This window comes from Frigoribacterium sp. SL97 (assembly GCF_026625765.1).
GTDB lineage: Bacteria > Actinomycetota > Actinomycetes > Actinomycetales > Microbacteriaceae > Frigoribacterium.
The window spans coordinates 942,304-968,538 of the sequence record NZ_CP113062.1; the positions used below are offsets into that span (position 1 = coordinate 942,304).

At 71.3% G+C, this 26,235-nt stretch carries 26 protein-coding genes; 14 read left to right on the forward strand and 12 right to left on the reverse strand.

From position 1 onward, the window contains the following. Positions 1 to 64 precede the first annotated feature (64 nt). Positions 65 to 841 carry a hypothetical protein gene (locus OVA02_RS04570; RefSeq protein WP_056043213.1) on the reverse strand — a complete coding sequence of 259 codons (777 nt, stop codon included), beginning with the start codon at positions 839 to 841 and terminating at the stop codon, positions 65 to 67. 41 nt (positions 842 to 882) lie between these two features. On the opposite strand from OVA02_RS04570, the gene OVA02_RS04575 reads away from it, so the two are divergent. Further along, positions 883 to 1,626, forward strand: a complete 744-nt coding sequence (locus OVA02_RS04575) for a phosphoglyceromutase (RefSeq protein WP_267659320.1) — start codon at positions 883 to 885, stop codon at positions 1,624 to 1,626. A 96-nt stretch (positions 1,627 to 1,722) separates the two neighbouring features. Here the strand turns inward: OVA02_RS04575 and OVA02_RS04580 are convergent, their stop codons facing one another. Together OVA02_RS04580 and phoU are read right to left on the reverse strand one after the other, a co-directional pair. Then, on the reverse strand, positions 1,723 to 2,256 hold the full coding sequence (locus OVA02_RS04580) for an AAA family ATPase (protein WP_267659321.1): 534 nt from the start codon (positions 2,254 to 2,256) through the stop codon (positions 1,723 to 1,725). Between the two features lie 94 nt (positions 2,257 to 2,350). After that, positions 2,351 to 3,004: a phosphate signaling complex protein PhoU gene (gene phoU, locus OVA02_RS04585; protein WP_043597221.1), complete on the reverse strand. Its 654-nt coding sequence runs from the start codon at positions 3,002 to 3,004 to the stop codon at positions 2,351 to 2,353. Between the two features lie 238 nt (positions 3,005 to 3,242). On the opposite strand from phoU, the gene OVA02_RS04590 reads away from it, so the two are divergent. Next, positions 3,243 to 4,436 (forward strand): sensor histidine kinase, encoded by a 1,194-nt coding sequence (locus tag OVA02_RS04590; RefSeq protein WP_056044479.1) that lies wholly within the window; start codon positions 3,243 to 3,245, stop codon positions 4,434 to 4,436. Between the two features lie 13 nt (positions 4,437 to 4,449). Then, positions 4,450 to 5,130: a response regulator transcription factor gene (locus tag OVA02_RS04595; RefSeq protein WP_056043202.1), complete on the forward strand. Its 681-nt coding sequence runs from the start codon at positions 4,450 to 4,452 to the stop codon at positions 5,128 to 5,130. A 129-nt stretch (positions 5,131 to 5,259) separates the two neighbouring features. Here the strand turns inward: OVA02_RS04595 and OVA02_RS04600 are convergent, their stop codons facing one another. After that, on the reverse strand, positions 5,260 to 5,826 hold the full coding sequence (locus tag OVA02_RS04600) for a hypothetical protein (protein WP_056043199.1): 567 nt from the start codon (positions 5,824 to 5,826) through the stop codon (positions 5,260 to 5,262). 166 nt (positions 5,827 to 5,992) lie between these two features. Between OVA02_RS04600 and OVA02_RS04605 the strand changes: the two genes are divergently transcribed. The 4 genes from OVA02_RS04605 to rlmB are packed head-to-tail and all read left to right on the forward strand — an operon-like array spanning position 5,993 to position 10,251. Beyond that, complete coding sequence (locus OVA02_RS04605; RefSeq protein WP_043597211.1) at positions 5,993 to 6,475, forward strand: CarD family transcriptional regulator; 483 nt, start codon at positions 5,993 to 5,995, stop codon at positions 6,473 to 6,475. Continuing rightward, complete coding sequence (gene ispD / locus OVA02_RS04610; RefSeq protein WP_056043196.1) at positions 6,465 to 7,793, forward strand: 2-C-methyl-D-erythritol 4-phosphate cytidylyltransferase; 1,329 nt, start codon at positions 6,465 to 6,467, stop codon at positions 7,791 to 7,793. Before OVA02_RS04605 ends, ispD begins: the two co-directional genes overlap by 11 nt. Then, positions 7,790 to 9,208, forward strand: a complete 1,419-nt coding sequence (cysS, locus tag OVA02_RS04615; RefSeq protein WP_056043191.1) for a cysteine--tRNA ligase — start codon at positions 7,790 to 7,792, stop codon at positions 9,206 to 9,208. The genes ispD and cysS overlap by 4 nt, the downstream gene beginning before the upstream one ends. Further along, positions 9,205 to 10,251 carry a 23S rRNA (guanosine(2251)-2'-O)-methyltransferase RlmB gene (gene rlmB / locus OVA02_RS04620; RefSeq protein WP_056043187.1) on the forward strand — a complete coding sequence of 349 codons (1,047 nt, stop codon included), beginning with the start codon at positions 9,205 to 9,207 and terminating at the stop codon, positions 10,249 to 10,251. Before cysS ends, rlmB begins: the two co-directional genes overlap by 4 nt. A gap of 74 nt (positions 10,252 to 10,325) precedes the next feature. Here the strand turns inward: rlmB and OVA02_RS04625 are convergent, their stop codons facing one another. Then, entirely contained in the window at positions 10,326 to 11,627 is a 1,302-nt protein-coding gene (locus tag OVA02_RS04625) for a DUF4032 domain-containing protein (protein ID WP_056043184.1), read from the reverse strand. Between the two features lie 143 nt (positions 11,628 to 11,770). Beyond that, entirely contained in the window at positions 11,771 to 12,871 is a 1,101-nt protein-coding gene (locus OVA02_RS04630) for an ABC transporter ATP-binding protein (protein ID WP_043597318.1), read from the reverse strand. A 273-nt stretch (positions 12,872 to 13,144) separates the two neighbouring features. Here OVA02_RS04630 and OVA02_RS04635 point away from each other — a divergent pair, with 273 nt between their 5' ends. Next, a complete protein-coding gene (locus OVA02_RS04635) occupies positions 13,145 to 14,107 on the forward strand; it encodes a DsbA family protein (protein ID WP_056043182.1) in 963 nt (320 codons plus the stop codon). On the opposite strand, the gene OVA02_RS04640 is transcribed toward OVA02_RS04635, so the two are convergent. Beyond that, entirely contained in the window at positions 14,104 to 14,655 is a 552-nt protein-coding gene (locus tag OVA02_RS04640) for a metallophosphoesterase family protein (protein ID WP_056043179.1), read from the reverse strand. The genes OVA02_RS04635 and OVA02_RS04640 overlap by 4 nt on opposite strands. A 194-nt stretch (positions 14,656 to 14,849) precedes the next feature. On the opposite strand from OVA02_RS04640, the gene OVA02_RS04645 reads away from it, so the two are divergent. The 3 genes from OVA02_RS04645 (at position 14,850) to OVA02_RS04655 (ending at position 18,742) form a co-directional block, all read left to right on the forward strand. Continuing rightward, positions 14,850 to 15,983 (forward strand): AI-2E family transporter, encoded by a 1,134-nt coding sequence (locus tag OVA02_RS04645; protein ID WP_159827634.1) that lies wholly within the window; start codon positions 14,850 to 14,852, stop codon positions 15,981 to 15,983. 302 nt (positions 15,984 to 16,285) lie between these two features. After that, on the forward strand, positions 16,286 to 18,181 hold the full coding sequence (locus OVA02_RS04650) for an MDR family MFS transporter (RefSeq protein ID WP_082460131.1): 1,896 nt from the start codon (positions 16,286 to 16,288) through the stop codon (positions 18,179 to 18,181). 144 nt (positions 18,182 to 18,325) lie between these two features. Next, a complete protein-coding gene (locus OVA02_RS04655) occupies positions 18,326 to 18,742 on the forward strand; it encodes a MarR family winged helix-turn-helix transcriptional regulator (RefSeq protein ID WP_043597312.1) in 417 nt (138 codons plus the stop codon). Positions 18,743 to 18,830: 88 nt separating this feature from the next. Here the strand turns inward: OVA02_RS04655 and OVA02_RS04660 are convergent, their stop codons facing one another. Both OVA02_RS04660 and OVA02_RS04665 read right to left on the reverse strand, forming a co-directional pair. Then, complete coding sequence (locus tag OVA02_RS04660) at positions 18,831 to 19,874, reverse strand: NAD(P)-dependent alcohol dehydrogenase (protein ID WP_056043170.1); 1,044 nt, start codon at positions 19,872 to 19,874, stop codon at positions 18,831 to 18,833. Positions 19,875 to 20,045: 171 nt separating this feature from the next. Then, a complete protein-coding gene (locus OVA02_RS04665) occupies positions 20,046 to 20,987 on the reverse strand; it encodes an ROK family protein (RefSeq protein ID WP_267659323.1) in 942 nt (313 codons plus the stop codon). A gap of 82 nt (positions 20,988 to 21,069) precedes the next feature. On the opposite strand from OVA02_RS04665, the gene OVA02_RS04670 reads away from it, so the two are divergent. Beyond that, the gene (locus tag OVA02_RS04670) at positions 21,070 to 21,993 is read left to right on the forward strand and encodes a carbohydrate kinase family protein (protein WP_056043164.1); all 924 of its coding nucleotides are present in this window, start codon (positions 21,070 to 21,072) and stop codon (positions 21,991 to 21,993) included. Between the two features lie 63 nt (positions 21,994 to 22,056). On the opposite strand, the gene OVA02_RS04675 is transcribed toward OVA02_RS04670, so the two are convergent. From OVA02_RS04675 to OVA02_RS04685, 3 genes are all read right to left on the reverse strand, one after another. Continuing rightward, a complete protein-coding gene (locus tag OVA02_RS04675; protein ID WP_056043162.1) occupies positions 22,057 to 23,064 on the reverse strand; it encodes an NADP-dependent oxidoreductase in 1,008 nt (335 codons plus the stop codon). Between the two features lie 167 nt (positions 23,065 to 23,231). Next, positions 23,232 to 24,128, reverse strand: a complete 897-nt coding sequence (locus tag OVA02_RS04680; RefSeq protein ID WP_056043159.1) for a neutral zinc metallopeptidase — start codon at positions 24,126 to 24,128, stop codon at positions 23,232 to 23,234. Positions 24,129 to 24,155: 27 nt separating this feature from the next. Beyond that, positions 24,156 to 24,593 carry a DUF5997 family protein gene (locus OVA02_RS04685; protein WP_043597192.1) on the reverse strand — a complete coding sequence of 146 codons (438 nt, stop codon included), beginning with the start codon at positions 24,591 to 24,593 and terminating at the stop codon, positions 24,156 to 24,158. A gap of 33 nt (positions 24,594 to 24,626) precedes the next feature. On the opposite strand from OVA02_RS04685, the gene OVA02_RS04690 reads away from it, so the two are divergent. Continuing rightward, the gene (locus tag OVA02_RS04690; protein ID WP_056043156.1) at positions 24,627 to 25,352 is read left to right on the forward strand and encodes a LysR family transcriptional regulator substrate-binding protein; all 726 of its coding nucleotides are present in this window, start codon (positions 24,627 to 24,629) and stop codon (positions 25,350 to 25,352) included. A 68-nt stretch (positions 25,353 to 25,420) separates the two neighbouring features. Then, on the forward strand, positions 25,421 to 26,185 hold the full coding sequence (locus OVA02_RS04695) for an SDR family oxidoreductase (protein ID WP_082460130.1): 765 nt from the start codon (positions 25,421 to 25,423) through the stop codon (positions 26,183 to 26,185). Positions 26,186 to 26,235: the final 50 nt, after the last annotated feature.

Here is a 26,235-nt window from a genome sequence, read left to right on the forward strand (position 1 = left end):
GACACCCGCCCCGCCCCGACCCGACCCGGCTCGCCCCGACCCACCCGACCGGGCTCGACCCGGCTCAGTCGCGCGGCGTCACGGCGGCCCAGGGCAGCGAGAGCTCGCCGAGCCGCCAGCGGGACCGCCCGCCGAGCACCGGCCAACCCATGTCGCGGAGCCCCTGCACCGTCGCGAGCCACCGTTGGACCGGCCCGTAGACCGAGAGCGGGGCCGCCACCGCCCACTGCCGGTCGAGGTCGACGAGCAGGTCGTGCACGCGCTCACCCGGCACGTTGCGGTGGATCAGGGCCTTGGGCAGCCGTTCGGCCACGATCGAGGGCAGCTCGAGCCCGGCCAGGCGCAGCGAGATCGTGAACGTCGTGGGCCCCTCGGGGGTCACGTCGATCCAGCTCGCGACTCGCCCCACCTCGTTGCAGGTGCCCTCGACGAGGACGCCTCCGGGCTGCAGCCGGCCGGTCATCAACGCCCAGGCGTCGGCGACCTGGGACTCGTCGTACTGCCTGAGCACGTTGAACGCCCGGATCACCGCGGGTCGCCGGTCGCCGTCGAGCGGCACCTCGAAGCCGCCCCGCCGGAAGCTCACGCCCGGCCGCGCCGAGAGGCTCGCCAGCCGGACGCGCTCGGGCTCGATCTCGATGCCCACGACCTCGACGTCGTCTCGCACCTTCAGGAGGCGCTGGTGCAGTTCGAGAGGAGTCGTCGCGCTCGCCCCGTACCCCAGGTCGACGACGAGCGGGTCGTCCGCCCGCCGGAACGACGGGTGCGCGGCGATCCAGCGATCGACGCGGCGCAGGCGGTTGGTGCCGGTCGTCCCTCGCGTGACGGAACCGATGGGCATGAGCCAAGTCTGCCATCGGGCCGTCGCGATACGCTGGCGGCATGACTTCGACCCTCATCCTCCTGCGTCACGGCAACAGCGAATGGAACGCGAAGAACCTCTTCACCGGATGGGTCGACGTGCGGCTCACCGAGCAGGGGCGCCGAGAGGCCAAGCGTGCCGGCGAGCTGCTGCGCGAGGCCGACCTGCTGCCCGACATCCTCTACACGTCGCGCCTGACCCGGGCGATCCAGACCGCCGACATCGCCCTCGACGAGGCCGACCGCCTCTGGATCGACGTCAAGCGCTCGTGGCGTCTCAACGAGCGCCACTACGGGGCGCTCCAGGGCAAGGACAAGGCGCAGACGCTCGAGCAGTACGGCCCCGAGCAGTTCCAGACCTGGCGTCGCTCGTTCGACGTGCCGCCGCCCCCGCTCGACGACGAGAGCGAGTTCTCGCAGGCGCACGACAAGCGCTACGCCGAACTCGGCATCGACGCCCCGCGCACCGAGTCGCTCGCCCTCGTCATCGAGCGCATGCTGCCCTACTGGCACAGCGACATCACCGAGAGCCTGGCCGCCGGTGACGTCACCCTCGTCGTCGCACACGGCAACTCGCTGCGTGCGCTGGTGAAGCACCTCGACGGCATCAGCGACGACGAGATCGCCGAGCTGAACATCCCCACGGGCATCCCGCTCGTCTACGAGCTCGACGACGACTTCGTGCCCACCGGCCCGGCCCGCTACCTCGACCCCGAGGCCGCCGCCGCCGGTGCCGCCGCGGTCGCGAACCAGGGCAAGAAGTAGCGCCTCCCGACGTTCCCGCGCCCCGCGCCCCGTTCTCGGGGGCGTGGGGCGCTTCGGCGTCCGGCACCCCCGGCGCCACAGGGTTCGGGGCGGTCGTCAGTCGAACCGCTCGCTGATCTGCACGACCAGGTCGTCCATGTCGACGGGTGCGCTCGTGTCGACGCGGATCACGGGCCAGTCGCCGAGTGGCCCGGCCGCGGCGGCCCACGTCGGCCACGAGGCCCGGGCCGATTCGACCGTGCCGTGCGCCGGGTGACGACCGCCGGCCGCGAGCCGGTCGACCACGCGCTGCAGCGCGGTGTCGGGGTCGACGTCGCACCACACCTCGACCGTGCGGGGCGACCCGGCACGCTCGACGCCGGCCCGGGCGAACTCGAGGTCGCGCTCCCGGTGCCAGAAGGCGTCGACGACGACACCCGCCTCGACCTCGCCCGCCATCGCCCAGACGGTGTCCATCGCGATGCCGCCGAGGGCCTCGGGGGCGATCATCGGCCCGGCCAGGTCGACCAGCGCCTCCTTGACGGGGTCCTTCGCGAGCAGCGGGCATCCGAGCACCCCGGCGAGCGTGGCCGAGAGGGTGGTCTTGCCCGATCCGGGCAGACCGTTGACGAGGATCGCGACTGAAGCCATGCCCCCATCCTCGCGGACGACGCAGGCCCGACCGGACGCAGGAGGCGCGGCGCCCGTCGAACGGGCACCGCGCCTCCTGTGGTCCGAGGGTCGATCAGACCTCGGGCGCGACCCAGTCGCCGGTCGCGAGGTACTGGACCTTCTTGGCGATCGAGACGGCGTGGTCGGCGAAGCGCTCGTGGTAGCGCGACGCGAGGGTGGAGTCGACCGTGTCGACGGCCGCGCCCTTCCAGGTCTCGCCGAGCACCTTGTCGAAGACGCTGAGGTGCAGCTCGTCGATGCGATCGTCGTCGTTGCGGATCTCTTCCGCCAGGCGGACGTCCTCGGTCGTGAGCAGCTCGGTGAGCTTGTTCGCGATGGCGACGTCGAGCTCGCCGAGCTCTTTGAACGTCGGACGCAGCGACTTGGGCACGACCTTCTCGGGGAACCGGTAGCGGGCGAGCTGGGCGATGTGCTCGGCCATGTCGCCCATGCGCTCGAGCGAGGCGCTGATGCGCAGCGCGCTGACCACGATGCGCAGGTCGCGGGCGACCGGGTTCTGGCGGGCCAGGATGTCGATGGCCAGCTCGTCGAGGGCGATGGCGCGCTCGTCGATCTTGTCGTCGTCGGCGATGACCTGCTCGGCCAACGAGACGTTCGACTCGTTGAAGGCCGTGGTCGCGTTCGCGATCGAGACGGCGACGAGGCCGGCGATCTCGACGAGACGCTCCTGCACCTCCAGGAGTTCCTGCTGGAATACCTCGCGCATGTCGTGTTCGACCCTCTCGTCGTGGGGGCTCGGTGGCCCTGGGAGCACGGTGGCTGTGAGCGACGTGCGGGTCGCACGGTCGGCTCGTGACGTGGGGCAGAGTCGCCCGCACAGTCCCGACGATGGTCTCCGGTGAAGGTTAACGACCGGTGATCACCGCCTGAACTCTGACCAAAGTACAGCGGATGGGACGACCTCCCGTTCATCCGCCCGCTGGGGGGTCACTACTGTGAACGACATGGAATCCGCCTGGCTGGTGCCGTTGTCGCTGGCCTTCGGGGTCGTCGTCGGCGCCGCGATCGTGGTGGTCGTCGTCTCGGCCCACCGACGAGCCGTGCGTGCCGCGGCACTCGTCGACGTCGCCCTGCCCGACGGCATCGACGCCGTGCTCGACGCACTCGAGTCGGCGGGCCTCGTGGTCGACCCGTCGGGCAACGTGCTCAAGGCCTCGGCGGCGGCACGTCAGCTCGGCCTGGTCTCGGCCCAACAGCACCTCGTGCACCCCGAGGTCGAGACGATCGTGGACGCGGTGCGTCGGCACGGCGACCCGGTGGTCGAAGAGCTCACCCTCCCGCGCCTGCCCGGCAGCGAGGCCACCATCGCCGTGCACGTGCGGGCTGCTGCACTCGGTGGACGATTCGTGCTGGTGCTCGCCGAGGACCGCACCGAGGGTCGTCGGCTCGACGACATGCGCCGTGACTTCGTCGCGAACATCAGCCACGAGCTCAAGACGCCGATCGGGGCCGTCGGCCTGCTCGCCGAGGCGCTGGAGTCCGCGTCGTCCGACCCCGAGCAGGTGCGCCACTTCGCCGCTCGGCTGACCCGAGAGGCCGGCCGCCTCGGCCGCCTCACGCAGGACATCATCGAGTTGTCGCGTCTGCAGGCGACCGACGCCCTCGAGACCAGCGAGTCGGTCGACGTGCGCCACGTGGTCGACACCGCCGTCGACCGCAACCGCGTGGGTGCCGAGGCGAGGGGCATCGACCTCGTCGTCCGGGGTGGCAAGCACGCGCACGTGATCGGCGACCAGGCGATGCTCGTCACTGCCGTCGACAACCTGGTCGCCAACGCGATCAACTACTCGCCGGACGGTTCGCGGGTCGGCATCGGCGCCACCCTCGACCAGGCCGGCGTGGTCGAGATCTCGGTGACGGACCAGGGCTACGGCATCCCCGACGACGAGCTCGACCGGGTGTTCGAGCGGTTCTACCGGGTCGATCCGGCCCGCTCGAGACGGACCGGCGGCACGGGACTCGGACTCGCCATCGTGAAGCACGTGGTGCAGAACCACGGCGGCGACGTGCGCGTCTGGTCGCAGGTCGGCAAGGGGTCGACCTTCACCCTGCGCCTGCCGGCGGCGGACGTCGACCCCGTCACCCGATCGATCCCGACCACGGCCGCCTCGGCACCCGAGCACCAGGAGACACGATGACCATGGAGACCCGATGACCCACATCTTGATCGTCGAGGACGAAGAGTCCCTCAGCGAGCCGCTCGCCTACATCCTGCAGCGCGAGGGCTACCAGGTGAGCGTGGCCGAGGACGGCCCGGCCGCCGTCGCGGCGTTCGACAAGACCGGTGCCGACCTCGTGCTGCTCGACCTCATGCTCCCGGGCATCCCGGGCACCGAGGTCTGCCGCGTGATCCGCACCAGGTCCCAGGTGCCGATCGTCATGCTCACCGCCAAGGACAGCGAGGTGGACATCGTGGTCGGCCTCGAGCTGGGTGCCGACGACTACGTCACGAAGCCGTACTCGACGCGGGAGCTGCTCGCCCGCATCCGGGCCGTGCTGCGCCGCCGCGTCGACCCCGACGACCTGTCCGACTCGATGCTCGAGGCAGGCGACATCCGCATGGACGTCGAGCGTCACGTGGTGACGGTCCGCGGGGACGACGTCGCCATGCCCCTCAAGGAGTTCGAGCTGCTCGAACTGCTCATGCGCAACGCCGGCCGGGTGCTCACCCGCGGTCAGCTGATCGACCGGGTCTGGGGTTCGGACTACTTCGGCGACACCAAGACGCTCGACGTGCACATCAAGCGCATCCGCTCGAAGATCGAGGCCGTGCCGTCCGAGCCGAAGGCGCTCGTCACGGTGCGCGGTCTCGGCTACCGCATCGAGGCCTGATCCCGAGGGCGGGCCGTCGGCCCGTCCCCACCGCGCCGACGGCCCCGAGGAGGCGCGGTGTACGGAGTACGCGAGAGGCCCGGCACCGCACTCGGCGGGCCGGGCCTCTCGGCTGACGTGGCGGAGACGCTACGGCGTCGGCGACGAGGAGGGTGCTTGCTGGGTCGCCTCGGGCAACGGCGTCGACGACGGCGTGGCCTCGCCGGACGGCGTGGGCGAGGGCAGCAGGGTGGCGTACTCGCCCAGCGCGCCCGTGAGGACGGGTACGACGAACGACTTGCCGGTCTCGGTGCCGTACTGGACGAAGATCGTCACGAGGGCACCCGGGTCGGAGTCGAGGGACTCCATGAGGAACTGGTCCTGACCGGGCTCGGTGCCCAACGAGACCTGCGACGAGCCGTCGACGTCGACGGTCTGGGTCTTCTTGCCGTCGGTCGTGGGGTACTCGAACGAGACCTCGGCGGCTTCGTCGCTCGTGTTGAGCACGACCATGCTGAGGCTGGCGGTGCCGCCGTCGCCCTCGCTCGCGGTGAGGGCGATCGCGTTGCGCACCTGGATGGCGCCCACGTTGACGCTCGTGCCGTCGCTCGCGTCGTACTGCTTGGTGGTGGCCTGGGGGCTGATGAAGTTGCAGCCGGCGGCGGTCAGGACGACCACGGCACCGACGGCGGCGGCCGAGACGAGCCGCGTCGTCAAGCCACGCGACTTCAGGGTTGGGGCTCGCACAGGTGTCCTCCAGGATCAGCGTCACGACAAACGTACGTCGGCCAGCTTATCCGCGCCCGCAGGGGTCGGTTCCTTAGGGCAGCCTTACCAACGACGGCTTATGGTATCCTGGGTGTCGCAGAATGGAGCCTGATTCATGCAGTTCGAGGTCGGCGAGACCGTTGTATACCCGCATCACGGGGCAGCGACAATCTCAGAAGTCAAGAAGCGGATCATCAAGGGCGAAGAGAAGCTGTACCTCAAGCTTCGCGTCACCCAGGGTGATCTGACCATCGAAGTACCCGCAGACAACGTCGACCTGGTCGGCGTGCGAGACGTCATCGGCAAAGAAGGGCTGGACCGCGTCTTCGACGTGCTCCGCGCCCCCTTCACCGAAGAGCCGACCAACTGGTCGCGCCGCTACAAGGCGAACCTCGAGAAGCTCGCCAGCGGTGACGTCATTAAGGTGTCCGAGGTCGTCCGCGACCTCTGGCGTCGCGATCAGGACCGTGGCCTCTCGGCCGGCGAGAAGCGCATGCTCGCCAAGGCTCGTCAGATCCTGATCAGCGAGCTCGCGCTCGCCGAGAAGACCGACGAAGAGAAGGCGTCGAGCGTCCTCGACGAGGTCCTTGCGTCCTAGCACTCCCGACGACCGCTCGGTCGACGACGGCGGGGTCCACACCCCGTTCGCCGCCGGTCGGGCGGTCGTCGTCGTTGCGGCCGGAAGCGGCACGCGCCTCGCGCTCGGCAAGCCGAAGGCCTTCGTCGAGGTGGCCGGGCGCAGCATCCTCGAACGCTCGCTCGACGCCGTCTTCGCCTCGGCCGTGCCGACGCAGGTCGTCGTCGTCGTGCCCGAGGCGCTCGTCGACGAGTCCCGCACCCTCGTCGACGCCCTCGCCGGCCCGGCCCGTGACTACGCCTCCGTCGTCGTCGGCGGTGCCACCCGCCAGCAATCGGTCGCGGCGGGCCTGACGGCCCTGGGGCCCGACGTCGAGACCGTGCTCGTCCACGACTGCGCCCGACCGTTCACGCCCACCGCCCAGTTCGACCTGGTCGCGACGACCGTCGAGGCGAGCGGTGACGGCGTCGTCCCGGGGCTCCCGGTCACCGACACGATCAAACGCGTCGACTCTGACGCCGCCTTCGTCGTCGACACCGTCGACCGCAGCGAACTCGTCGCCATGCAGACGCCGCAGGGGTTCCCGCGCGCCGCCCTCGACCACGCCTACGCGACGGCGTCCGTCGAGCACACCGACGACGCGGCGCTCTTCGCCGCCGCCGGTCACCGCGTCCGCGTCGTGGCGGGCGACCCCGTGGCCTTCAAGATCACCACCCCGTGGGACCTGCGCCGGGCCGAGACGATCGTCGCCGAGACCGAGGCGACCCGGCCGGGTCCCGAGGCGAGCGGTGGACCGGCCCCGCGCCTCCTGACCGGGGTCGGCACCGACGTCCACGCGTTCGACGCGGCCCAGCCGATGCACCTCGGGCTGCTGCACTTCCCGGGCGAGGCGGGCCTCGCGGGCCACAGCGACGGCGACGCGGTCGCCCACGCGATCGTCGACGCCCTGCTCTCGGCCGCGGGCCTCGGCGACATCGGGTCGAGTTTCGGCACCGACGACCCCCGGTTCGCCGGGGCGTCCGGCGACGTCTTCCTCACGGCGACCCTCGAGCTGCTCGCGGCGGCGGGGGCCGCTCCGGTCAACGTCGCCGTCCAGGTCGTCGGCAACCGGCCCCGGCTGTCCTCCCGCCGCGTCGAGATGCAGGCGGGGCTGACGCGCGTGGTCGGCGCCCCGGTGAGCGTGTCGGCCACGACGACCGACGGGCTCGGCTTCACCGGTCGGGGCGAGGGCGTGGCCGTGATCGCGACGGCACTCGTCACGCACGACGGATCGTCCACGCGCCACGGGGCGTCCCCGGGCGACGCGACCGAAGCCGCGTCAAATAGGCTGATCACGTGACCATCAGGCTCTACGACTCCCGTCAGCAGACGCTCGTCGACTTCGTCCCGCTCGTGCCCGGCCAGGTCGGGCTGTACGTCTGCGGACCCACCGTCCAGTCGTCGCCCCACATCGGGCACCTGCGCTCGGCTCTGGTCTACGACCTCTGGCGTCGCTGGTTCACCTACCGTGGCCTCGACGTCACCCTCGTGCGCAACGTCACCGACATCGACGACAAGATCCTCGCGCTGGCCGCCGACACGACCGAAGAATGGTGGGCGCGCGCCTACCGCTACGAACTCGAGTTCACCGCCGGCTACCAGGCGCTCGGCATCCTGCCGCCGACCTACGAGCCCCGGGCGACCGCCAGCGTCAGCGAGATGCAGCAGATCATCACGACGCTGCTCGAGAAGGGGCACGCCTACGTCGCCCCGGACGGCTCGGGCGACGTCTACTTCGACACCGCCGCCTGGCCGACGTACGGTGCCCTGACCAACCAGTCGATCGACGACATGGCACCCGCGGCCGACGCCGACCCGCGGGGCAAGCGCGACTCCCGCGACTTCGCCCTCTGGAAGGGCCACAAGGCCGACGAGCCCGAGTCCGCCTCGTGGGCCTCGCCCTGGGGTGAAGGGCGACCCGGCTGGCACATCGAGTGCTCGGCGATGTCGGCCCGCTACCTCGGCGAGGCGTTCGACATCCACGGCGGCGGGCTCGACCTGCGGTTCCCGCACCACGAGAACGAGCTGGCGCAGTCGACCGCGGCCGGCATGGGCTTCGCCTCGTACTGGATGCACAACGGCCTCGTCGCCGTCGAGGGCCAGAAGATGTCGAAGTCCCTCGGCAACTCCATCTTCGCCGCCGACTTCCTGGCGCAGGCCCGTCCCGTCGTCGTCCGCTACTTCTTCAGCGCCGCGCACTACCGGTCGACCATCGACTACCACGAGGGCGCGCTGCTCGAGGCCGAGGCAGCCCTCGACCGCGTCGAGACGTTCCTCGAACGGGCTCAGCGTCGCCTCGCCGACACGCGCTTCGCCGGGGTCGGTGCCCGCGTCGTGCCCGACGAGTTCGGCGAGGCGATGGACGACGACCTCAACGTCCCCCAGGCCGTGGCCGTGCTGCACGACACGGTGCGCGCCGGCAACGTGGCCCTCGACGACGGCGACCTCGACACCGCCGCGCGCTCCTGGCAGCACGTGGCCGCCATGGTGGCCGTGCTCGGCATCGACCCGACGGCGCCCGAGTGGCGCGCCGGTGACGAGGTCGACGCGCACCGCGCGCTCGGCACGCTCGTCGACGTACTCTTGGCCGAACGCCAGCAAGCCCGGGCCGATCGCGACTTCTCGCGGGCCGACGAGATCAGAGGCGTCCTGACGGGCGCCGGCATCACCATCGAAGACACCCCCAGCGGGTCGCATTGGAGCCTCGAACAGTGAAGAACACCAGCGGAGCACGCAAGGGCCGTCCCGGCAGCAGTGCCGTGCGTCAGGGCAGCAAGGGCAAGCAGGTCGGCAGCGGCGGCCAGGGGCGCCAGGCGCTCGAGGGCAAGAAGCCCACCCCCGCGGCGGAGGACCGCCCGTACCACCCCGCGGGCAAGGCCAAGGCGGCGCGCGAGCGACTCGAGGCGGCCCGTGGTCGTGGCGGAGCCGGTCCCCGTGCCGGGTCGCCGATCGCCGGTCGAGGCGGACCGGACGCCCCCCGTCGTCGCCCCAAGTCGGCCGACGACCACGAGATGGTGACCGGTCGCAACTCCGTCGTCGAGGCCCTGCGGACGCGCATCCCCGCCACGACGCTCTACATCGCGGCCCGCATCGAGATGGACGAGCGCACGAAAGAGATCCTGCAGCTCGCCACCCGCCGCGGCCTACCGATCCTCGAGGTCATGCGCCCCGAGCTCGACCGCATCACCGGGCACGACTCCGTGCACCAGGGCGTCGCGCTCAAGGTGCCGCCGTACGAGTACGCGCACCCCGTCGACATGCTCGAGGCCGCGGTCAAGCGCCAGCAGAAGCCGCTCTTCGTCGCGCTCGACGGCATCACCGACCCGCGCAACCTCGGAGCGATCATCCGCTCGGTGGCCGCGTTCGGCGGGCAGGGCGTCATCGTCCCGCAGCGTCGTTCGGTCGGCCTGACGGCGTCGGCCTGGAAGACCTCGGCCGGTGCGGCCGCGCGCATCCCCGTCGCGATGGCGTCGAACCTGACCCAGACCCTCAAGTCGTTCAAGGAGCAGGGCGTGTTCGTCGTGGGCCTCGACGGTGACGGCGACGTCATGCTGCCGGGGCTGGAGCTCGCCGACCGCCCGATCGTGGTCGTCGTCGGCAGCGAGGGCAAGGGCCTGTCGCGCATCGTCGCCGAGACCTGCGACGCGATCGTGTCGGTGCCGATCACGGGTGCCGTCGAATCGTTGAACGCCGGCATCGCGGCCTCGGTCACGTTGTACGAGATCTCGAAGCTCCGCGCCGAGCGCAAGAAGAAGTAGCGCAGGCGCCCGCGAGACGCGGGGCCTCGAGGAGGCGCGGGTCGGCTGGTCGCCGGCCCGCGCCTCCTGCGTTCTCAGACCTTGCTGCGCCAGTCCTCGTCGGCGTCGGCCTCGTCGGCCTCGAGCTGGGCGGCCTCGGGCAGCGTGAGGGACTCGGTCGCGGGCTCGATCACCATCTGCTCGTCGCGACGGTGGCGCAGCACGTCGTTGATGTACGAGGTGAGGGCCTCGGCGATCGGCACGTCGCGGTTCTCGGCCTGCGACTGGTACCAGCGGTGCTCGAGCAGCTGGTGGAAGACCTCGGCGGGTTCGAGCCGTCCGCGCAGGTCGCGGGGGATCGAGCGCACGACGGGCTCGAAGACGCGCGAGGCCCACTCGTGGGCGATCATCTCTTCGTCAGAGTCCGACTGGTCGGTGCGCATGCGGTACGCGTCGAGGTCGTTCAACAGTCGACGGGCCTGGTTCTCTTCGACGTCGAGGCCGGTGAGTCGGAGCAGGCGGCGCGAGTGGTGCCCGGCATCCACGACCTTGGGCTGGATCTTGACCTGGCTGCCGCCCTCGGCCGTCTTGATGGCCAGTTCTTCGATGTCGAAGCCGAGGTCGTTCAGGCGCTCGACGCGGTCGTTGATGCGCCAACGCTCCGAGCTGTCGAAGGTCTCGGCCCCGGTCAGTTCGGTCCAGAGGCTGCGGTACGCGGCGACGATGCCGTTGCTCACGTCGACCGGGTCCAGGTTGTCGTCGAGGCGACCCCCGGCCTCGAGGTCGAGCAGTTCGCCGGCGATGTTGACGCGGGCGACCTCGAGGTCGTTCTCGCGCTGCCCGTTCGAGAGGCCGCCCGGGTAGAGCTTGCCCGTCTCGGCGTCGACGAGGTACGCCGCGAACGCACCGGCGTCCCGGCGGAACAGCGTGTTCGACAACGACACGTCGCCCCAGTAGAAGCCGATGATGTGCAGCCGGACGAGCAGGAGGGCGAGCGCGTCGACGAGGCGACGAGCCGTGTCGGGGCGCAACGTCTGCGAGTACAGCGCCCGGTAGGGGAGCGAGAACTTCAGGTGCCGTGTGACGAGCACCGGGTTCAGGGGCGACCCGTCGGCGTCCTGGCGGTTGGTGATGACCGCGAGCGGGTCGACGCACGGGATGTCCATGCGCTGCAGCGTGCGCAGCATCTCGTACTCGCCGCGGGCCATCTCGCCCGACGTCTCCTTGATGGCGATGACGAAGCCGCTGAGGTGCGCGAACCGGACGAGGTGGCGCGAGATGCCCTTGGGCAGGGTCGCGATGGCCTCGTCGGGCCACTCCTCGAGCGGGAGGGCCCAGGGCAGGTCGAGCAGCGCCGGGTCGGCCGTGGCCGAGGTGATGTTGAGGGAGTCGGGCATGAGGGCCTCTCGTGCGGGGGAGCGCCGCCTGAGGCGAGGCGGCGGGGGAGGTTCGGGAGGCGCGGGGCCGGAACGCGGGACGGCCCGCCGGGTCGATCGGAGGAGTGCTCCGAGCGGACTCGACGGGCCGACCCGACGGGGTGCTACGCGCTGACGACGGCCTTGTCGCCGAGGCGCTCGCCGCTCTCGGTGTCGAAGACGTGCACGTGGTGCGCCTGCGGGGTGACGTAGATCGTCTCGCCCAGCTTGGGGTGGTTGCGACCGTCGACGCGGACGACGACGTCGACGCGGTTGCCGTCGACCTCGGTGTGGCCGTAGAGGTACCCGTCGGCGCCGAGCTCTTCGACGACGTCGACGGTGACCGCGAGGCCCTCGCCGGTCGTGTTGACCACGACGTCCTCGGGACGCACGCCCACGGTCACGCTCTTGCCGTTGGCCTGGCCGACGGTGTCGCGGTCGACCGCGGTGACGGCGGTGCCGAACTGGATGCCACCGTCGACGACGTCGGCGGGCAGCAGGTTCATGGCGGGCGAGCCGATGAAGCCGGCGACGAAGACGTTCTGCGGCTTCTCGTACAGGTCGCGCGGCGTGCCGACCTGCTGCAGGACGCCGTCCTTCAGCACGGCGATGCGGTCGCCCATGGTGAGCGCCTCGGTCTGGTCGTGCGTGACGTAGACCGTGGTGACGCCCAGTCGGCGCTGCAGCGACGCGATCTGGGTGCGGGTCTGCACGCGCAGCTTGGCGTCGAGGTTCGACAGCGGCTCGTCCATGAGGAACACCTGGGGCTGACGCACGATGGCGCGGCCCATGGCGACGCGCTGACGCTGACCACCCGAGAGGGCCTTGGGCTTGCGCGAGAGGTAGGGCTCGAGGTCGAGCAGCTTGGCGGCCTCGAGGACGCGGGTGGCCCGCTCTTCTTTGCCGACGCCGGCGATCTTCAGGGCGAAGCCCATGTTCTCGGCGACCGTCATGTGCGGGTAGAGCGCGTAGTTCTGGAAGACCATCGCGATGTCGCGGTCCTTCGGCGGGACGTCGGTGACGTTGCGGTCGCCGATGTAGATGTCACCCGAGTTGACCTCTTCGAGGCCTGCGAGCATGCGCAGGGTGGTCGACTTGCCGCAACCGGAGGGGCCGACGAGCACGAGGAACTCGCCGTCGGCGACCTCGAGGTCGATGCCGTCGACCGCGGCGCGGGTGCTGCCGGGGTAGAGACGAGTTGCCTTGCTGAACGTGACTGACGCCATGATCTTCTCCTTCACCGGCAGGTACGTGCCGGACGATCCGTTGTGAATGGACGGTGATCAACCTCAGAGGTCTGCGGTGACCACCACCGATCAGCATGCCATGAAAATCTCTCGGATCGCCACGGGAGCGCCTCTTCTCCACCCGCTCTCGCCCGCGCCTGGCGGACTTCTGCCAGGCTCGCCTCGTACCATGTTTCGTGGCCACGACTCGTGGCGACCGTCCCCACCACCCGCTCGACGCGACCATGCGAGGCCGTCGCGCACCGGAGCCCCATGACTGACCTGAATCCCGACGACTCGTCGTTGACCAAGAACCAGCGGCGCGCGGCGGCCCGCCAGAAGGCCCAGCTGGCGCGCCAGAAGCAGAAGCGGCGCCAGCGCGCGGGCAAGTGGGCGCTGCAGGGCGGTCTCGCCCTCGTGGTGATCGCGATCGTCGTCGGCGTCGTGCTGGTCATCACGAACAGCATCCGCCCGGCCGGCCCCGGCCCCGCCAACATGGCCAGCGACGGCATCAAGATCGGCCAGGGCTTCGAGGCCGTGCAGACCGGGGCCCTCGGCCCCGACGACGAGCCCACGGCGTCGGCGTCCACGGCGTCGAGCGACACGGTCGACATCGTCGTCTACCTCGACTACCTCTGCCCCATCTGCGGCGAGTTCGAGCAGGCGAACAACGACTACATCAGCGGCCTCGTCGAGTCGGGGGCGGCGACGGTCGAGTACCACCCGGTCGCCATCCTCACGAACCAGTCCCTCGGCACGAAGTACAGCAACCGGGCGGCCAACGCGGCGGCCTGCGTGGCGAACTACTCGCCGAACTCGTTCTTCGACTTCAACACCGCGATGTTCGAGCAGCAACCCGAAGAGGGCACGCGCGGTCTCGACGACTCGCAGCTCGCCGACATCGCGACCGGCGTCGACGGGGTGACGAAGGCGAGCGACATCACCAGGTGCATCGACGACGACGAGTTCGGTTCGTGGGTGACGGCGGCGACCCAGCGGGCCATCGACGGTCCCTTGCCGAACAGCGACCTCGACGCCCTCACGGGCACGCCGACGGTCCTCGTCAACGGGCAGAAGTACGACGGCAGCCGTCCGTTCACGGTGCAGGAGTTCCGCAGCTTCGTCGTGACGGCGGCCGGCAACAGCTACACCGAGTCGGGTACGGCCAGCCCGGCGCCGACCCCGACCGAGTCGGCTCCTGCCGAGTCGGCCCCGGCCGAGACGCCGGCCGGCTAGGTCGTCATGCGGGGGTGCGGGAGCACCCCCGTGCGGTCCCGGGCGGCCACGGGCAGCTCGTGCAGCACCACGTCGCGCACCTCGCCCGCGTCGAGGGTCAGCGTGAGGTAGGTGGCGTGCGGCTGGCGACGGCGGTCCGTGGGCGACCCCGGGTTCAGCAGGCGCAGGCCCGCAGGGGTCGTCGTGTCCCACGGGATGTGGCTGTGCCCGAACAGCAGCAGGTCGGTCTCGGGGAAGTCACGGTCCATGCGTCGCTCGCGCGCCTCCTTGGCTCCCGTCTGGTGCACCACGGCGAGGCGCACGCCCTCGATCGTCGTGCGGGCCACCTCGGGCAACCGGGCGCGCAGCGCGTCGCCGTCGTTGTTGCCCCAGACCCCGATCAGGAGGCGCGCGCGGGCCTCGAACTCGTCGAGCAGCGGTTCGCCGGTCCAGTCGCCCGCGTGCACGACGACGTCGGCCCTCTCGACCGCGGTCCACACGGCACCCGGAACGGCCTTGGCCTTCTGCGGCACGTGGGTGTCGGACACGACGAGGACGGAGGTCGGCATGCCTCCCACGCTAGGCGCGCGTCGGGTCGCGGGGGCACCGATCCGGCCCGATATTCTCGTGACGGGGTTGGCTGTCCTAGTCGGGCCGATCACCCCCGACGCCTCCGTCGGCGCACCGGCACGCGGCCGTGTCCGGCCGTGCCCTCCCCGGCGCCCCTCTCGACCCCCGCACCCCCAGAAACGAGGACGACACCGTGGCACTCTTCCGCAGCCAAGAAGCCGAGGTGGCCAAGCAGGACGCCGCGGTCCGGCACTCCCTCTGGGCCGACGCGTTCGGCACGCTCGCGACGCGCGCCGTGCAGATCATCGCGGTGCTCGTCGTCGCGATCGGCGTCATCTACGTCTTCCTCAGCCTGAGCCTCGTCACCCTGCCGGTGCTGCTCGCGCTGATCTTCGCCTCGGCCATGCTGCCGGTCGTCGCCTTCCTGCGGCGCCACAAGGTGCCCTCGGTGCTCGCGACCCTGATCTGCCTCTTCGCCGTGTTGATCATCCTCGGGCTCGTCGCCTGGCTGATCGTCTGGGCCGTCGAGAGCCAGGCCAGCTCGCTCGCCGACTCGGCCACCTCGGGCTTCAACAAGCTGCAGGACTGGGTCACGACCCTTCCGTTCTCGATCAGCGACCAGCAGATCGACGACGTCCGCAACACGGCCGTCGACTTCGTGACGAGCTCGCAGTTCGGTTCGGGCGCACTCGCCGGCGCCTCGGCCGTGGGCAGCTTCGCGACGGGCCTCGTGCTGATGATCGTCGTGCTGTTCTTCTTCCTCAAGGACGGCCCGGCGATCTGGGAGTTCCTGCTGCGCCCGTTCAAGGGTGAGAACTACGCCCGCGCCCGTCGCATCGGCGACAAGACGGTCACCACCCTCGGCGGCTACGTGCGCGGCACGGCGACGGTCGCCGCCGTCGACGCCATCGGGATCGGCGTCGGCCTCTGGATCGTCGGCGTGCCGCTGGCCCTGCCGCTCGCGGTCATCGTGTTCCTGACGGCGTTCATCCCCCTCGTGGGCGCCACGGCCGCGGGCATCCTCGCGGCGCTCGTCGCCCTCGTCGCACTCGGCCCCGTCCAGGCGCTGATCGTCGTCGGCATCGTGGTCGTCGTGAACCAGCTCGAGGGCAACTTCCTGCAGCCGGTGCTGATGGGCCGCACGTTGCAGCTCCACGGCCTCGTCATCCTCGTCGCCCTGACCGCCGGCACGATCCTCGGCGGCGTCGTCGGGGCCGTCATCGCCGTGCCGCTCATGGCCGTCGTCTGGGGCATCACCCAGGTCTGGAACGGTGACCACCAACCGGCCGAGATGTTCCGCCAGAAGCGGCCCGAAGAGGTCCGCTAGCGCTCACGGGCGAGGCGGGACGCGCAGGAGGCGCGGTGCGAGGACGACTCGCACCGCGCCTCCTGCGCGTCCTCGGTCGGGAGCCCCCTCGCGCGGGCGTTCGAGAGAAATGTGCAGCAACTGCACTCAAATGGTTGCGGATCGTCAACGAAAGCGTATGGTTGACATTCTGCAACCAACGGACCCGGCCAACGGCGGTCAGTCCTCACCATCTCGAACCACCGGAGCGCACCTTGTCGCAGACCACGACCGCCGCGGGCACGAAGCCCGCGGCACCCCACGAACCGGGCGAAGCGCCCGGCATGAGCCACCGCGAAGTCCTCACGGCCCTGTCGGGCCTGTTGATGGGCATGCTCGTGGCGATCCTCTCGTCGACCGTCGTGTCGACCTCGCTGCCGCGCATCGTCAGCGACCTCAACGGCAGCCAGACCTCGTACACCTGGGTCATCACCGCGACCCTGCTGGCCACCACCGTCAGCACCCCGCTGTGGGGCAAGTTCAGCGACCTGACGAACCGCAAGGTGCTGCTGCAGGTCGCCCTCGTGCTGTTCGTGCTCGCCTCCGTCGCCGCAGGTTTCTCGCAGAACACCGCGACGCTGATCACCTTCCGCGTCTTCCAGGGGCTCGGCGCCGGTGGCCTCACCGCGCTGGTGCAGGTCGTCATGAGCGACATCATCAGCCCGCGTGAGCGCGGCCGCTACATGGGCTACCTCGGCGCCGTGATGAGCGTCGGCACCATCGGCGGGCCGCTGCTCGGCGGCGTGCTCACCGACTCGATCGGCTGGCGCTGGAACTTCTTCGTCGGCGTGCCCGTCGGCGTCGCCGCGCTCATCGTCATCCAGCGCACCCTGCACCTGCCCCCGAAGCCCAAGAAGGCCGTCGTCGTCGACTACTGGGGCGCGGGCCTGATCGCCGGCGGCGTCTCGCTGCTGCTCGTCTGGGTGTCGCTCGGCGGCAAGCAGTTCGACTGGAACTCGACCACCAGCTGGCTGATGGGCGTCGGCGCGGCCGTCCTGCTCGCGCTCGCCGTCGTCGTGGAGTTCCGCTCGAAGGAGCCGATCATCCCCCTGACGCTCTTCACGAACCGCACCTTCACCTTCGCGGTGATCGCCTCGCTCAGCGTCGGCGTCGCCATGTTCGGCACCAGCGTGTTCCTCGGCCAGTACATGCAGCTCGCGCGCGGCCAGTCGCCGACCATGGCGGGCATCCTGACCCTGCCGATGGTGCTCGGCCTGCTGATCTCGTCGATGGTCGCCGGTGCGCTCATCTCGAAGTACGGCAAGTGGAAGCCCTACATGATCGTCGGGTCGATCCTGCTCGCCGCCGGCCTCTTCCTCATGTCGACCATCGAGTACGACACGAACTTCGCCATCGTCTCGGTCTTCATGGCCATGATGGGGCTCGGCATCGGCATGGTCATGCAGAACCTCGTCCTCGTCGTGCAGAACTCGGTCGACGTCAGCGTCGTCGGTGCCGCCTCGTCGAGCGTCGCGTTCTTCCGCAGCCTCGGCGGCACGATCGGCGTCTCGGTCATGGGCGCCGTCCTCGGCACCAAGGTCTCGGGCTACATCACCGACGGCCTCACCGACGCCGGGGTCGACCCCAGCGCGCTCGGCAGCGGCGGCTCGACGAGCATCCCCGACCTCAGCACCGTGCCCGGCCCGATCCGGACCATCATCGAATCGGCCTACGGTCAGGGCGTCGCCGACGTGTTCCTCATCGCGGCGCCGCTGGCGATCATCACCATCGTGTTCGTCTGCCTGCTGCCCAACGTCGAGCTCGGCACCAAGACCGGCCTCCAGCGTGCGGCGGCGAAGACGGACGACCCGGCGGACGGCGCTGCCTCGGCCTCGGCCTCGGTCGAGCACGACGGAGGCGCGGCTCCGGTCGACGCGAACGCCGCGTCCCCGGCCGCCAAGGGAGCCGCGGCCACGGCCGGCCTGGCCCCCGCCGTGTCGAGCGCCCCGGCGACGGAGTCGACGCCGGCACCGGTCTCGCCGATCGACGAGGGCCGCGGTCCCGCCGAGGGCCAGCGCCGTCACCACGGCCACACGACTACCGCCACCGGTACCATCGACACGATCATCGCGACGGGCGCCGCCGAGGTGGCAGGGCACCCGGTGCCCGCCGACGAACTGGCCGAGAGCCCGGTGTTCTCGTCCCTGGTCGAGGAGAAAGATGTCGCAGCCGACCGTTGACGGCCAGCCCGAGGGTGCGGTGCTCGACGCGCCGCGCCCCTCGGGGGCGACCCTGCCGACCAGGCCGCACCGCACCTCCTCGGGGCTGCGGGGCAGGCCGCACCCCACCTCCCGGGTCCCGACGACGACGGGCGCGAGGGCCTCATGGCCGGCGTGGTCGACGAGATCGGCTCGATGATGGTCGAGGCCAAGCGCACCATCGCCGCGGCAGCGTCGCGCTTCGACCCGGACGTGCCGCCCACGGCCTTCTACGTGCTGCGCTACGTGATGAAGCACCAGCCGTGCAGCGCCGGCGACATCGTCAAGGCGATGGCGATGGACAAGAGCGCGGTCAGCCGGCAGGTCACGCTGCTGCGCGAGGCCGGGTTCGTCGACGTGGTGCCCGACGCGGCCGACGGTCGGGTCATGACCCTGCGCAGCACCGAGCGCGCCGAGAGCCGCATGCTCGAGGTGCGCCACGAGAACCGCGCCGTGTTCCGCAACCACGTCGAGGGCTGGTCCGACGACGAGCTCGCCGAGTTCGCCGGCTGGCTGCGCCGGTTCAACACCCCCGCCGGGTAGCGCCGGAGCCGTCCGGCAGCGCCCCGCACCACGACGACGAAGGCCCCCTCCCGTGATGGGAGGGGGCCTTCGTGCGTGCAGGTGGGTGCTAGATGGTCGCGGTGTCGATCACGAAGCGGTAGCGGACCTTGCTGGCGACGACGCGCTCGTAGGCCTCATCGACCTCGTCGGCGCCGATCGTCTCGATCTCGGCTCCGATGTGGTGCTCGGCGCAGAAGTCCAGCATCTCTTGCGTCTCGGGGATGCCGCCGATGTTCGAGCCGGCGAGGCTGCGACGGCCACCGATCAGCGAGCCGGCGCTGAACGACTGCGGGTTCTCGGGCAGGCCGACGAACACCATGGTGCCGTTCAGGCGCAGGGTGCGGGCGTAGGCGTCGATGTCCATGTCGGCCGAGATCGTGTTGATGATCAGGTCGAACGAGCTGCGCAGCTGCGTGAACGTCTCGGGGTCGCTCGAGGCGTAGTAGTGGTCGGCACCGAGCTTCAGGCCGTCCTCCTGCTTGGACAGGGTCTGGCTGATGACGGTGACCTCGGCGCCCAGCGCGTGGGCGATCTTGACGGCCATGTGGCCGAGCCCACCCATGCCGACGACCGCGACCTTCTTGCCGGGGCCCGCGCCCCAGTGCTTCAGCGGCGAGTAGGTGGTGATGCCGGCGCAGAGCAGCGGCGCGGCCTCGTCGAGCGAGATGCCCTCGGGGATCGACAGCACGTAGTTCTCGTCGGCGACGATCTGCTTGGCGTAGCCGCCGTAGGTGGGCTCGCCCGAGTACTGGCGACCGTTGTAGGTCGCGACGTTGCCCTTGACGCAGAACTGCTGTTCGCCCGCGAGGCAGTTCTCGCACTCGCGGCAGCTGTCGACGAAGCAGCCGATGCCGACGCGGTCGCCGACCTTGTGCTTCGTGACGTCGGAGCCGACCTCGGTGACGATGCCGGCGATCTCGTGGCCGGGCACCATCGGGAAGATGGCCTTGCCCCATTCTTCGCGGGCCTGGTGGATGTCGCTGTGGCAGATGCCGGCGAACGCGATGTCGATCTGGACGTCGTTCGGGCCGACGTCGCGCAGTTCGACGGTGGAGTGCTCGAAGGGGGCGCCGGCGGACGGCGTGAGCAGGACGGGGACGGTGGTGGGCATGAGATGACCTCTCTGCGAGTGGTGGTGCGGTGGTGGTGCGCGCCCCGCGGGCGCGACGGATTCCGACGACGTTGTGGGATGCAACCCAGCCTAGGCGGCACCTCCGACACCGGCTCTCAGAGAAGCGGCGGACCGGAGGAGGCGCGGGTCGTCGACCCGAGGAGGCGCGGCTCAGCCGAGCAGCTCGGCCTGCCAGACGAGCGCGGCGGCCCCGACCAAGGGGCTCTCGTCGCTCAACCCGGAGCGGACGACCCGGACGCGACGGGCGTACTCGTTGACCGGCGCCTCCTGGACCGCGGCCCGGACGAGGTCGAGGTAGTCGTCGCTGACGCGCGAGAAGCCGCCGCCGATGGCGACCACGTCGAGGTCGAGGAGGGTCGTGACCGACGAGATCGCCTCGCCCACGGCGTTCGCGGAGCGACGCACCGCCGCGACGGCGATCGCGTCCCCGGCGACGTAGCCGGCGGCGAGGTCCTCGCCGCGCTCGCCCGTCCAGCCTCGTTCCCGGGCCCAGGCGACGACGTTCGGGCCCGAGGCGATGACCTCGAGCGTGGCGGCCCAGGCGCTCTCGCCCTCGGGGCGGTCCGCGATCTGGATCTGGCTGATGTGACCGGCGTTGCCCGTGCCTCCCGAGAGCAGCCGGCCGTTGACGATCAGGCCGCCGCCGACGCCGGTCGAGACGGTGATCGCGAGGGCGTTGTCCGCCCCCTGCGTGGCACCCACCCAGTGCTCGGCGAGGGCGAGGCTGACGCCGTCGAGCCGCAGGGTGACCGGGGCCGCGTCGGGCAGGGTCGACGCCGCCAGGGCCGCCACCTGCTCGCGCAGCGGATAGCCGCGCCAGGCGTGCAGGTTGATCGGCGAGACGGTGCCGTGCACGAGGTCGACGGGCCCGGCGCTGCCGATGCCCGCCCCGACGAGGGCGTCACCGTCGGGCAGGGCGTCGAGGGCGTGCGCGACGACCGCGCGGACCGCCTCGGCGAGTTCGTCGGACGTCGACCCGGCACCGGTGGGGCGTCGGTCGCGACTTCCGTCGAGGAGGGCTCCGTCGGAGGCGACCAGCGCCGCCTCGACCTTCGTTCCGCCCACGTCGACGGCCAGTGCGTAATCGGTCACGTCGGCCAGCGTAGCGGGGGAGTGCGGCCCGACCGCGTGCCGGAATAGGGTGGCTGCCGGCACGCTGACGAAAGGCACCCCCATGGACACCACCGACGGTCGGGTCGCCGTTCTCGGCGACGCCCTCATCGACGAGCTCCGCACCGACGAGGGCTCGACCGACCACGTCGGCGGGGCCGGCCTCAACGTCGCCGTCGGGCTGTCGCGCCTCGGCGTGCCCACGACCCTGCTCGCCTCGATCGGGGACGACGCCGACGGCGAGGCCATCCGGTCGTTCCTCGCCGAGCACGGCGTCGAGCTCGTCCCGACGATCAACCCCCTCGGCACCGGCCGGGCGGTCTCGCTGCGGGTGGCCGGCGAGCCGACCTACGTCTTCACCGACGCCGCCGTCGCCCGCGGTCTCGACTTCTCGCCCGAGCAGCGGGCCGTGCTCGACGCCGCCCGCGTGGTCGCCGTCAGTTCGTACCCGTTCGACGACGCCCCGCTGACCGATCGCTTGCTGCGCGCGGTCGGCACCGACCCCGTGCGGCTCGTCGTCGACCCGAACCCGCGGCCGGGGTTCCTGCCCGGCGGGGCCGCGCAGATCGCCGACTTCGCCGCCGGCTTCGAGCGGGTCGCGGCCTCGGCCCTGCTCGTCAAGATCGGTGACGACGACGCCGAACTCGTCGCCGGGCGCTCGCTCGACGACTGGGAGGAGGCGCTGCTCGCGGCGGGCACCGGGGGAGTGCTCGCGACCCGCGGCTCGGCCGGGGCGGGTCTGGTGCTGGCCCCGTCGGCCGGCGACACGGCGGGCACCTCGCTCACCCGCGGCATCTCGGACGCCGACGGCGAGGTCGTCGACACGATGGGTGCGGGCGACGCGACCTTCGCGTCGATCGTCGCCTCGTTGCTCGCCGAGCGGCGCGGGCCCGGTTCGGTCGACTGGGCGGCCGCCCTCGGGCGGGCCATGGACGTGGCGGCGGCGACGGTCAGGGCTCCGGGAGCGCTCCTCCGGCTGCCCCGGTGACGTCGGCGGGTCCGGTGGTGCGCGCCTCCTGAGCCCGCCCGCCTCGCCCGCCGGGCGGGAGGCTCAGCCGAGCGACTCGGCGACCGCCCGCGCCTTGCCCGACAGGTACCAGTGCGAGCGTGCACCGGTCTCGACCGGCTGCATGCCCACGACGACCTTGCCGCGCGAGTGCTGCTCGGCGAGGTCCTCGAACGCCTGGGCGATGTAGTCGAACGGGTAGAAGCCCGAGACGAGCACGCGCAGCTTGTTCTCGGCGATGAGCTTCGCGAGGGCCGAGAGGATCATCGCGGGTTCGGTGTCGTCGCGCTCGGCGCCGATGAAGCGGATCTCGCGCTCGAGGCGGTCCTCGCTCGAACTGAACCGCGCCGGCAGGACGCCGAGGTCGGCGCTGAGGGCCGGGTTGTCCCCGCCGAAGTTGTCGATGAACGCCGTCACGTGGCGGTCGGTGCCCGCGGCCTTGTCGATGCGCTCGCGCAGGCCCTCGCCGTAGTCGACGGGCACGACGCCGATCGAGCGCAGGTAGTCGTGGTTGCCCGGGCTGCAGGTGCCGATCACCTTGGCGCCGAGCTGCAGGGCGAGCTGGCACTCGATGTGGCCCACGCCACCCGCCGCGGCCGTGATCACGACGACGTCGTCCGGCCCGAGGTGCAGGCTGCGGACGGTGTCGTACGCGGTGGCTCCCGCCAGGTAGAGCCCTCCGGCGACCTCCCACGGGACGTGCTGCGGCTTGGGCACGACGGCGCTCGCCGGCACGGCGATGTAGGTGGCGTGCGCGCCGCCCCCGACCGCGTGACCGATCACCTCGGCGCCGACCGAGAAGTTGCGCACCGCGGCACCGCGCTTCTTCACGATGCCCGCGAAGCACGAGCCCTCACGGGCCGGGAAGTCGAGGGGCAGCCGGTCGACGAAGTCTCCCTGCCGGATGAAGTTCTCGATGTGGTTGAGGCCCGCGCAGATCACCTCGACGACGACCTCGTCGTCGGCCGGTGTCGGCAACGGCTGCTCGACGAAGTGGAGCTGCGAGACGTCTCCGTACCCGTCGAACTCGATGGCCTTGCCCGGTCGTGCCATGACGTGCCTCCACTGCTGTCGTCGCGGCGGCGCCTGTGCCGTCGCGAGGGTGAGTGAAGTGTGCGCCCTCCGGGCCGCCCTCGCCCGGAAGCGCGCTTCGAGTTGCCTGGACGCACCGTGCCGCGGTGGCGGCGTCGACCGTCAGGAGGCGCGGGTCGGCCTCGTCGTCAGAGCTGGTCGGTCGGCACCGAGAAGGTGTCGCAGGCCGTCGCGCCCTGGCTGCGCCCGGTCTCGAACCACTTCTGGCGCTGCTCGGCCGAGCCGTGCGTCCAGGTGTCGGGATCGACCTGGCCGCCGCCGGCGGACTGGATGCGGTCGTCGCCCACCGCGGCCGCCGCGTCGAGCGCGTCGGCGACCTGCTGGTCGGTCACGGGCTCGAGGAACGTGGTGCCGTTCGCGTCCTGCACGGTGGACGCCGCGCCGACCCAGGCCCCGGCGTAGCAGTCGGCCTGGACCTCGAGCCGGATGGTGTCGGAGCCCGGGCCGGTGCCGCTGCGGTCGGCGCGGTCGAAGGCGCCGGTCAGCTGCTGGACGTGGTGGCCCCACTCGTGGCCGACGACGTACATCTGCGCGAGGGGGCCGCCGCTGGCGCCGAACTGCGACCGGAGCTGCTCGAAGAAGTCGGTGTCGACGAAGAGGGCCTCGTCGGGTGGGCAGTAGAACGGGCCCGTGGCGCTCGTCGCCCCACCGCAGCCGGTGTCGGTCGAGCCGCTGAAGAGGAAGAAGTCGGGGGTGCGGTAGTCGGTGACACCGAGTGCCGGGGCCTCGGCGGCCCAGTACGCGTCGAGCGAGTCGGCCGCGCCGACCATGCGGCAGTCCACGCTGTCGTTGGCCTGCGCGCCGGTGGTGCACTCGGACGACAGGTCGCCCTCGCTGACCGGCTGGGCGCCTCCGCCGGCCGTCCCGCCGCCGAGCAACCCCGAGACGTCGACGCCGGTGACCTGACTGATGAGGAAGACGGCGATCAGGCCGACGATGCCGATGCCGGCGACACCCACCGTGCGACCGCGACCGCGTCGCTTGACCTTGCTGCCGTCGAGGCGCGCGTCGTCGTTGAAGGACATGTCGCCGACGGTAGCGCAGGGCGGGGGTCAGTGCCCTTCGGCGGCTTCTTTCGCCTCGCGCTCTTTGCGGAGCACCTCGCGGCCGGCGTTGCGCTCTTTCACGCGCAGTTCTTCTTCGCGCACGTCGGCGTGGATGCCGCGTTCGGTGCGGAGCCAGTCGGGCATCTCGTCGAGCAGGGCGTGGATCTCGTCGGTGGTCATGACGTCGTCGACGCCGGCCCGGGCGAGGCCGGAGGTCGAGATGCCGAGCTTCTGGGCGACGACGGGTCGCGGGTGGGGACCGGTGCGGCGCAGCTCGGACAGCCACTCGGGCGGGTTCGTGCTGAGCTCGGCGAAGGCCTCGCGCGTGACGGGGGCGGCCTGGAACTCGGCGGGCGTGGCCGGCAGGTACACCCCGAGCTTCTTGGCGGCCGTGAAGGGCTTGAGGGTCTGCGGCTGCTTGCCGGACGGCGCGTCGGAGGTCATCTGCCCAGGGTACCGGGCCGATACCCTCGACCCATGACGACCGAGCCGGCCCGCACCCCGTTCCGCATCGGGGTCGTGCCCGGCGTCACCCTGTCGAAGTGGTCGAGGCTCTGGGAGGAACGCCGTCCCGAGACCCCGCTGGCCTTCGTGCCGCTCGCCGACGCGGACGCGGTGCCCGCCCTCGACGACGCCCGGGGCGACGACCGGGTCGACATGGTCCTGGCCCGTCTGCCGATCGAGGTCGAGGGGTTGTCGGTCATCCGCCTCTACGACGAGCGAGCCGTCGTCGTCGTGCCCAAGGACCACGCCGTCACCGCGGCCGGCCTCGAGGACGAGGTCGAGGCCGCCGCGTTCGACGACGAGCATCGTCACGACCTCGACCCGTCCCTCTCGCTCGCCGATGCCGTCGCCGTCGTCGCGACCGGGGCCGGAGTCGCCGTCATGCCGCAGTCCCTCGCGCGATTGCACGCCCGCAAAGAGGTGACGTACCGCTACGTCGCCGACCTGCCGCCGACCACGATCGCGCTCGTCTGGCCCGAGGGCGAACTCACCGACGACCTCGACGACTTCATCGGCGTCGTGCGGGGTCGGACGGCCCGCAGCTCGCGATCGCGGAGGCGCGACGAACCCGAGCAGGCCGCCACGGCCCGCAAGGGGTCGGCTCCCGACCCGCGCGGGGCGAAGCCGAAGCGCACGCCGCCGAAGGGCCGAGGGCCGCAGCGCGGCACGGGCCGCAGCCGACCGCGCCGCGGGCGCTGATTCCTCTCGCGTGACCCCGCCGGCGCCGACCGGTCTGACAAGCTGAGCGGATGTCGAAGGAGACCCGCATGTCGAAGAAGATCTGTCTGCTCACCGGTGCCGGCCGCACGAACTCGATCGCGAACGGCGTCGCCCACGAGCTCGCCGCCGACGGGTGGGACCTCGCCCTGACCACCTGGGACGGTTACGACGCCGCCATGCCCTGGGGTCTCAAGGCCGTCGACGTGGGGTCGCTCGTCGGCGAGCTCGAGGCCGCGGGTGCGCGCGTGGCCGTGTACCCGGCGGATCTGGCGGACCCCGCGACCCCCGCGCGCCTCCTCGGGGCGGTGAACGACGACCTGGGGCCGGTGACGGCGCTCGTGCTGTCGCACTCGCACAGCGTGGACTCGTCGATCCTCGACACGACGCTCGAGAGCTGGGACGCGCACTACGCCGTCAACGTGCGGGCGGCGTGGCTCGCGATCAAGGCGTTCGCCGAGCAGCTGCCCCCGGTCGACCTCCTCGACGACGGTGCCCGCATCGTCGCCCTCACGAGTGACCACGTCGTGCACAACCTGCCCTACGGCTCGAGCAAGGGCGCCCTCGACCGGCTCGTCATCGCGGCCGCCCGGGAGCTCGGGCACCTCGGCGTCTCGTCGAACGCCCTGAACCCCGGGCCGATCGACACGGGCTGGATGGACGACGAGATCCGCGCGAGCGGCATCGAGCGGCAACCGACCGGCCGTCTCGGCACGCCCGCCGACCTCGGCCCGGTCGTGCGCTTCCTGCTGTCGCCCGAGGGGCGCTGGATCTCGGGCCAGCTGATCAAGGCCGACGGCGGCTTCTCGGTCTGACCGGTCCGGCCCGCCGCCCGCCCGACCACGGATCGCCGCGCCCTGTACCC